Source organism: Methylobacterium sp. Leaf361 (genome assembly GCF_001424445.1).
GTDB lineage: Bacteria > Pseudomonadota > Alphaproteobacteria > Rhizobiales > Beijerinckiaceae > Methylobacterium.
The window spans coordinates 1-1,612 of record NZ_LMPY01000096.1 but is presented as its reverse complement, the minus strand read 5'-3'; the positions used below and the strand labels follow the sequence as shown (position 1 = coordinate 1,612).

Genomic DNA, 1,612 nt, shown 5'->3' with positions numbered 1-1,612 from the left:
AAGCGGGTCTACCGGGTCATGAAGGTGCACGGCCTCCTGCTGCAGCGACATGTGGGCGGAGCCGAGACGCGCCGTCACGAGGGCAAGGTGGCGGTGGCCACGCGCAACACGCGCTGGGCGGGTCCCCGCCCGGTCTCCGACCGGGTGGGATGCCCTCTGCTCGGACGGGCTGGAGATCGCAGCAGAGAACGGTGAGCGTGTGCGGGTCGCCTTCGCGCTCGATTGCTGCGATCGGGAAGCGATGAGCTACGTGGCGACCACGGCGGGCATCACGGGCGAGGACGTCCGCGACCTGATGGTGGCGGCCGTCGAGCATCGCTTCGGCGTGTGTGACCGGACCAACGACCGGATCTTCGCCCGCGAACTCGGCTTGATACCGAAGACGACGCCGCTGGAGAGCCCGCAGAGCAACGGCATGGCCGAAGCGTTCGTGCGAACCTTGAAACGCGACTACGTGCGTGTCTCGGTGCTACCGGATGCCGAGTGCGTGCTGCGCCAGCTCCCCGTTTGGCTGGCGCACTATAACGATCTTCATCCTCATCGCGCGCTCGGCTACCGCTCGCCGCGCGAGTTCATCACCCGATCAACCCAGGAGACCCTGTCCGGTTTTTAGGGGGCAACAACAATCATCCACCCGGTGAACCAGCCTGTGCCATCCCCGTCACCGCGACCGTTCAGTGCAAAGCGCGGGAAAACCGCGAAGCCAGGGGACGATCATTCTCGAGATCCGCCGGAGGGGCGGCGCCGACGAGGCGCTCCAACGCGGGGATCCGGCGCTGGGACGGCGCCGGAGCATCGGCCGGGCGGGGTGGGGACGGGTCCGTTCATGTCGGACCAGAGATAACCATCCCGGTGCACGGAGCCAGCCCGTCGACGCGCGGATAATGCGCGCAGGTTGTTCCGGTCCCGGCCCGACGGTAAGGGCAGATCCTGAAATCGNCCAGAGATAACCATCCCGGTGCACGGAGCCAGCCCGTCGACGCGCGGATAATGCGCGCAGGTTGTTCCGGTCCCGGCCCGACGGTAAGGGCAGATCCTGAAATCAGCGCCCGAGAGTCCATCGCACCCGCGCGGGGCGGGCTCGGCCGCGTAGACCCCGCCGAGCCCTCTCGGGAGACGTCACCATGTCCCGGCCTTCGATCCAGATCCACCCGATGATCCTGTGCGGTGGGACGGGGACGCGGCTGTGGCCGGCCTCGCGGGAGAGCATGCCCAAGCAGTTCGCCCGTCTGGTCGACGCCGAGCGCTCGACCTTCCAGGCGACGCTGGCGCGGGTGTCGGACGCCGCCGTCTTCGCCACGCCCACCGTCATCGCCTCGGCCGAGGCCCGCTTCATCGTCGCCGAGCAGCGCGACCAACTCGGCCTGTCCGCCGACATCCTGCTCGAGCCGCAGGGCCGCGACTCCGCCGCCGCCGTGGCGGTCGCCGCCCTGCACGCCGCCGCCAGCGACCCGCAGGCCGTGGTGCTGATCATGGCCGCCGACCACGTCGTGCCCGACACGGCGGCCTTCGTGGACGCCGTGCGGCGCGCGGCCGCCGGCGCCCAGGCCGGCTACACGATGACGCTCGGCATCGAGCCCGACCGGCCGGCCACCGATTACGGCTACATCCG

1 protein-coding gene and 1 pseudogene are annotated in these 1,612 nt (G+C 69.8%); both read left to right on the top strand.

All coding sequences use genetic code 11. The annotated features are described in order from the left end of the window. Window positions 1-613, top strand: a pseudogene (locus tag ASG32_RS32000) (integrase core domain-containing protein); the annotation flags it as partial. A gap of 511 nt (window positions 614-1,124) precedes the next feature. After that, on the top strand, window positions 1,125-1,612 hold a 488-nt coding region (locus tag ASG32_RS31995), incomplete at its 3' end, for a sugar phosphate nucleotidyltransferase (protein ID WP_244492340.1).